General features: G+C 71.6%; 6 protein-coding genes. 1 reads left to right on the plus strand and 5 read right to left on the minus strand.

What is annotated here, in order from left to right:
* The 5 genes from GT354_RS30135 to GT354_RS30150 all read right to left on the minus strand — a co-directional run.
* Nucleotides 1-274: rhodanese-like domain-containing protein (locus GT354_RS30135; protein WP_161359541.1), on the minus strand; the 274-nt coding region annotated here is incomplete at its 3' end.
* 115 nt (nucleotides 275-389) lie between these two features.
* On the minus strand, nucleotides 390-1,535 hold the full coding sequence (locus GT354_RS30140) for a homoserine O-acetyltransferase (protein WP_237535606.1): 1,146 nt from the start codon (nucleotides 1,533-1,535) through the stop codon (nucleotides 390-392).
* Nucleotides 1,536-1,562: 27 nt separating this feature from the next.
* Nucleotides 1,563-2,912, minus strand: coding sequence for a bifunctional o-acetylhomoserine/o-acetylserine sulfhydrylase (locus GT354_RS30145; protein WP_161359543.1), 1,350 nt, complete (start codon nucleotides 2,910-2,912; stop codon nucleotides 1,563-1,565).
* A 365-nt stretch (nucleotides 2,913-3,277) separates the two neighbouring features.
* Entirely contained in the window at nucleotides 3,278-3,370 is a 93-nt protein-coding gene (locus GT354_RS56700; RefSeq protein ID WP_346012241.1) for a putative leader peptide, read from the minus strand.
* Between the two features lie 135 nt (nucleotides 3,371-3,505).
* The gene (locus tag GT354_RS30150; RefSeq protein ID WP_161359544.1) at nucleotides 3,506-5,197 is read right to left on the minus strand and encodes an alpha-glucosidase; all 1,692 of its coding nucleotides are present in this window, start codon (nucleotides 5,195-5,197) and stop codon (nucleotides 3,506-3,508) included.
* A gap of 286 nt (nucleotides 5,198-5,483) precedes the next feature.
* Here GT354_RS30150 and GT354_RS30155 point away from each other — a divergent pair.
* A partial coding sequence (locus tag GT354_RS30155) for a CHASE3 domain-containing protein (RefSeq protein WP_161359545.1) occupies nucleotides 5,484-6,397 on the plus strand: 914 nt, incomplete at its 3' end.

Genomic DNA, 6,397 nt, shown 5'->3' on the forward strand with positions numbered 1-6,397 from the left:
TACCGCCGGCCAGGTGCGCCGCGTCGATCCCGGCCGCGGTCAGCTCGGCACGGGCACGCCGGGAGCGGGCGCCGGACGCGCACACCACGAGCAGGTGGGGATGGCCGGCGCGGCGCAGCACCGGAACGGCCTCGGGCAGCCGGTCCAGTGGGACGTTGTGCGCGCCGGGGATGTGGCCGCTCGCGTACTCGCCGGCGGTGCGTACGTCGAGCACGACGTAGTCGGTCAGTCGCGGTCGGACCTGCGCGGGGGCCAGGGTCGAGGCGGTGGTCATGGTGGTGGGCCCACTTTCTTGTCTCGGGTTCGCGCCGGTCGACGTTGTCTCGGGCCTGCGCCGGCTCGTCCGGGGTTCGGGCCGGTCGACGGCGGGCGCGGTCGCACCCGGAAGGCTACCTTCCGGTAGCCGTGGTCGTCGGGTGCCGCCGGGCGGCGGCCCCGACCCGGTCCAGTAGTTCCGTGAGCAGCGGTGCGACCTGATCCAGCTCGATCAGGAAACCGTCGTGCCCGTACGACGACGTCACCACCCGTAGCGGCCCCGCGCCGGGGATGCCGTCGGCGAGGGTCTGCTGCTGGGCCGGCGGGTACAGCCGGTCGCTGTCCACGGCCGCGACCACGGTCGGCGCGCTGATCCGGGCCAGGGCCGCGGCGACACCGCCGCGGCCACGCCCCACGTCATGGCTGTTCATCGCCTCGGTGAGGCTGACGTAGCTGCCCGCGTCGAAGCGCGCGGTGAGCTTGGCCGCGTGGTGGTCGAGATACGACTCGACCGCGTAGCGCCCGTCGGGCCCCTCCCCGGGCTGACGGTCCCGGCCGAACCGCGCCGCCAACTCGGCCTCGCTCCGATACGTGACGTGCGCGATCCGACGGGCCAGGCCGAGCCCACGCCACGGCCCCTGCTCGGCGGGCCGGGAGTGATAGTCCCCGCCCGCCCAGCCCGGGTCGTCGCGGATCGCGCGCACCTGCGTCGAGCACCACGCGATCTGCTCCGCGCTCGCCGCCGCCGTGGTCGCGACCAGGAACAACGCGCCCACCCGGGCCGGGTGGGTCACCGCCCACTCGACCGCCCGCATGCCGCCCATCGAGCCACCCACCACGGCCGCCCAACGCCCGATCCCCAGCACGTCCGCGGTCGCCGCCTCGGCCGCGACCTGGTCGCGAATGGTCAAACGCGGGAAGCGACTTCCCCACGCCCGCCCGTCCGCGGCGAGCGAGCCCGGTCCGGTCGTCCCGCCACACCCGCCGAGCGCGTTCGGCGCGACCACGAAGTACCGGTCGGTATCCAGTGTCCGACCGGGCCCGATCAACTCGTCCCACCAGCCCGGGGTGGGGTGCCCCGGCCCGGCCGGTCCGCTCACGTGACTGTCGCCGGTGAGCGCGTGCAGGACGAGTACCGCGTTGGACCGGTCCGGGGCGAGCCGCCCCCACGTCTCGTAGCCGACCCGAACCTCGGGCAACACCTCCCCGGACTCGGTCCGCAACGGCTGAGGCAGCGTCAGCGAGCGTGGCCCGCCGACGGGTTGCGAGGTGTGCGACATCGTGCGCATCCGTCCGGTCCGCCGGGGTCAGTTCGTGCGCGAGGCGCGGAAGCCGGCCTCCAGGTCGGCCCGGAGATCGGCCAGTCCCTCGATGCCCACCGACAACCGGACCAGCCCCGGCGTGACGCCTGCCGCGGCCCGCTCCCGCGCGCTCAACTGGGCATGCGTGGTGGAGGCCGGGTGGATCACCAGGCTGCGCACGTCGCCGATGTTGGCCAGGTGGCTGAACAGCGAGAGCCCCTCCACGAATCGCTTGCCCGCCTCGACCCCACCCTTGAGTTCGAACGCGACGATCGCGCCCGCGCCCAGCGGCAGGTAGCGCTTGCCCGCGTCGTACCACGGGCTGTCCGGCAGGCCCGCGTAGTGCACGGTCGCCACCTCGTCGCGGCTTTGGAGCCACACCGCGAGCGCGGTCGCGTTCGCGACGTGCCGCTCGATCCGCAGCGACAGCGTCTCCAGACCCTGGAGGATCAGGAAGCTGTTCAGCGGCGCGATCGTCGCGCCCACGTCGCGCAGCAACTGCACGCGCAGTTTCGCCGCGTAGGCGCCCGGGCCGAGGTCCGGCCAGTAGCGCAGCCCGTTGTAGCTCGCGTCCGCTTCGTGGAATCCGGGGTACCGCTCGGCGTGCACACCGAAGTCGAAGGTGCCGCCGTCCACCACGATCCCGCCGATCGCGGTGCCGTGTCCGCCCAGGAACTTCGTCGCCGAGTGCACGACGATGTCCGCGCCGTGCTCCAACGGCCGCTGCAGGTAGGGCGTGGGAACGGTGTTGTCCACCACGAGCGGCACACCGGCGACGTGCGCGACGTCGGAGACGGCCGCCACGTCGAGCACGTTGCCGCGCGGGTTGCCGAGCGTCTCGGCGAACAAGAGCCTGGTCTCGGGCCGGATCGCCGCCCGCCACGCGTCGACATCGTCCGGATCGTCCACGAACGTCACGTCGACGCCGAGCCTGGGCAGCGTCCGGTGGAAGAGGTTGTAGGTACCGCCGTACAACGACGAACTCGACACGACGTGGTCGCCTACCCCCGCGAGGTTGAGCACCGCGAGTGTGGTCGCGGCCTGCCCGGACGCGGTCGCCACCGCGGCGACACCCCCTTCGAGGGCGGCGACGCGGTGCTCCAGGGCATCCGTGGTGGGGTTGTGGATGCGGGTGTAGATGTGGCCTTCCTGGGACAGGTCGAACAGCCCGGCGGCGTGATCGGTGTCGCGGAAGACGAACGACGTGGTCTGGTAGATCGGCACCGCCCGGGCACCCGTGGTCGGATCGGGAGACGCGCCGGCGTGGACCTGCCGGGTCTCGAAGGACCAGGACGACGGGTCGGCGGGCGACTCTTCGGCGGACGTGGGCGGGGCGACGGTTGCTTCCACGGTCATCGGGAAACTCCTTGCGGGGTACGGGAATCGGCAAGACGGCGGCAGGGCGGCACGACCGCACGGCAGCAGGGCGGCACGGCGCCCGGCAAGAGGACCGGACAGCAGTACGACCGACGGCACTACGGCACTACGGCCCTATGGCCCCACGGCTCGGTCGGCGAGGAATCGCCGACGGAACACGGGGAGCGCGGGGGAGCACACCCGATCGGAGCGCGAGCGGCGCGGCCGGAAGCCGAAACGGCCACGGCGTACGGGTGATCGCGCACGCGAAGGTGCGAAGGTTGCGAGGGTTGCGGAGAAAAGGTCTGGCGAATTCGCGGAGGGGCCGACTCAGAGCCCCGGCCGCAATGGCCGAGGCGTGGAGATCAGCGCCACATTCGACGCGACATGCGACACGCCATGCTGGTCACGCGCACGAGATCCACGTGGCGGCGACTGACGAGCACGAGGGTGGACATGGCCGTGAGTGTAAGCGGCCGGACCCGGTTCGCGCCACGGTGTTCCACCGGACCGACACCCGCCGGCGTCACGGTGCAACGCTCGGCCACCACTCGTCGGATGGCTCGCAACATCCGAAACCCGGCCCCGGCGGGCTACTCCACCCGCCGATACACCCGTGCCTCCCAGGGCCCGAGCCGGCCCGGCTCGCCGTACGGCCCGTTGCCCAGGATCGGTTCGGCGCCGTCGAGCAGATCCTTCGGTACATCCACGTCCACCGGCTCGCTCGTGAAGTTGGCGAGCACCAGCAAGGTCGTGCCGCGGTAGTGCCGGGTGAACGCGTACACCCGCTCGTCGTCCGGCAGGAGCATCGTGAAGTCCCCGTGCACCAACGCCGGTTCGTTGTGCCGGAGCGCGATCAGCCGACGGTAGTGGTGGTACACCGAGTCCGGATCCGCCACGGCCGCCGCCGCGTTGATCGTGGTGTGGTTGGGGTTGACCGGCAGCCACGGCGTGCCCGTGGTGAAGCCGGCACCGGGCGATGCGTCCCACTGCATCGGCGTGCGCGCGTTGTCGCGGCCCATCGCCCGCAGGCCGGCCAGGACTTCGGCCGGATCCTCGCCGGCGGCCACCGCGTGGGCGTAATGGTTGCGCGCCTCGATGTCGTCGATGTCGCGCACCGACGCGAACGGCGCGTTGGTCATCCCGAGTTCCTCGCCCTGGTAGACGTAGGGTGTGCCCCGGTGCAGGTGCAGCACGGTCGCCAGCAACTTCGCCGAACGCACCCGATGTTCGGGGCCGTCGTCGCCGAACCGCGAGACCACGCGCGGCTGGTCGTGGTTGTTCCAGTACAGGCTGTTCCAGCCGACATCGGCGAGTCCCGTCTGCCAACGGCCCAGCGACGCCTTGAGGTCGGTCAGCCGCATCGGCCGCACGTCGAACTTGGTCCGGCCCTGGTCCAGGCCCACGTGCTCGAACTGGAAGACCATGTCCACCTCGGCCCGCGCGGGATCGGTGAACAGGCGCGCGTCCGCCACCGTCACGCCGGGCATCTCACCGACCGTGAGCACCCGTTCGGGCCGGCCGGCGAACACCTCGCGGTGCATCTCGGCCAGATACTCGTGGATCCGCGGCCCGCACAGGTAGTACGGCGACCCGTCCCCGTAGGGACCACCCCCGTACGGCAGTCCGTCCGGCAGGGCGGGGTCCTTGGAGACCAGGTTGATCACGTCCATCCGGAAGCCGTCCACCCCGCGGTCGAGCCACCAGCGCATCATCGCGTACACGGCCTGCCGGACCTCGCCGTTCTCCCAGTCGAGGTCGGCTTGCTTGGGCGAGAACAGGTGCAGGTAGTACTCGCCGCTCACCGGGTCGAGTGCCCATGCCGACCCGGAGAAGAACGACCCCCAGTTGTTCGGGGGGACGCTCGCCCCGTCGGCGTCCACGCGCCCGGGCCGCCACCAATACCAGTCCCGTTTGGCGCTGTCCGTCCCCGTCCGTGACTCCCGAAACCACGGGTGTTCGTCGGACGTGTGGTTGACCACGAGATCCATCACGAGCCGCATCCCACGCTCGTGCACGGCGGCGACGAGCCGATCGAAGTCGGCCAGGCTCCCGAACAACGGATCGATGTCTTGGTAGTCGCTGATGTCGTAGCCGTTGTCGTCCTGCGGCGACGGGTACACCGGCGACAGCCAGATCACGTCGACGCCGAGCCCGACCAGATGATCGAGCCGCGCGAGGATTCCACCCAGGTCCCCAACGCCGTCGCCGTCCGAATCGGCGAAACTGCGCGGATACACCTGATAGACAACCGCACTCTTCCACCACGCGTCGTCGATCGGCACAGGACGGCCCTCCCTCGGCAGGTACGACGGACTCGGCTGGTCCGACCCGGACCGGCGGCCACGCGATGCACGCGACCTACCTGTGTCCTGCCCAACCCAAGCCCCGCCCACCGGTCCGGCGCCGTTCGCGGTGCGCGCGTGGCGTCATGTGACGCACCCCACGTTCGCACCGGGCCTGCCCGGGTTAGGCGACGCCGGGACTGGGCAGGGATGCGGAGTCGTACGATGTCCGGGCCCTCCTCTGACCGGCGCCGGCGGTAGGGCTCGAACATCTGGGAGACGTGCGGTGGAATCTCGCGACGGCGGCGGGCGTGGGCGGCGGCGGGACTGGGATACGCGGCGTTGGCTGCTGGTCGGGGTGTCCGCGACGCTCGTGGTGTTGGCGTCGCTGGCCGGCCTCGGAGCATGGGTGTTCGCACATTCGACCGACGTGAACGGGCGTTTGGTGGACCGCAGTTCACCGGCGCTGATCGCTGCGGCCCGGCTGGAGACCTCGCTCACCGACCAGGAGACGGGAATTCGCGGCTACGGGCTCACCGGGGATCCGCAGTTTTTGGAGCCGTACACGGCCGGGCTCGTGGGCCAGCGGGATCAGGTCGCGCGGTTGACCGTGCTGCTGCGCGGTGACGGGGCCGCACTCGCGGATCTCGATCTCGTCCTGGAGCGCGCGGAGCAGTGGCAGACGCGGGTCGCGCGGCCGGTCGCCGCCGCGCCGTCCGGCGGTGTGCCGTCCGCGACGCGCGAACTGATTGAGGACAAGGGCGTGTTCGACGCGGTGCGCGCGGCGACCGCACAGCAGCAGGATCGGCTTCAGCGGCAGCGTGACCGGGCCCGCGACGATCTGGACGACGTACGCAGTCTGCGGACCTGGGTGTTCAGTGCGATCGCGGTGGTCGTCCTGGCGGGCGCGGGACTGGTGTTCACCGGCCTGCGTCGCGGCGTGACGACCCCGGTGGCTCGGCTCGTGGCCGACGCCGACGCCGTGGCGGCCGGCGACTTTCGCCATGAGATCGCCGCGACCGGGCCGGCCGATCTGCGGGCATTGGCCGACGCGATGGAGTCGATGCGCGACCGGCTCGCCCGCGAACTGGCCTTCTCCGATGACGCGCGCCGTCGCCTCGACGACCAGGCGACGGAACTGCGGCGCTCCAACGCCGACCTCGAACAGTTCGCCTACGTCGCGTCGCACGACCTCCAGGA

The organism is Streptomyces sp. SID3343, from assembly GCF_009865215.1.
Taxonomy (GTDB): Bacteria; Actinomycetota; Actinomycetes; order Streptomycetales; family Streptomycetaceae; genus Embleya.

What these genes read in the sequence shown, in the direction of transcription:
- GT354_RS30145 (WP_161359543.1), bottom strand. Translation starts at nt 2,912, where the DNA reads ATGACCGTGGAAGCAACCGTCGCCCCGCCCACGTCCGCCGAAGAGTCG.
- GT354_RS30140 (WP_237535606.1), bottom strand. Translation starts at nt 1,535, where the DNA reads ATGTCGCACACCTCGCAACCCGTCGGCGGGCCACGCTCGCTGACGCTG.
- GT354_RS56700 (WP_346012241.1), bottom strand. Translation starts at nt 3,370, where the DNA reads ATGTCCACCCTCGTGCTCGTCAGTCGCCGCCACGTGGATCTCGTGCGC.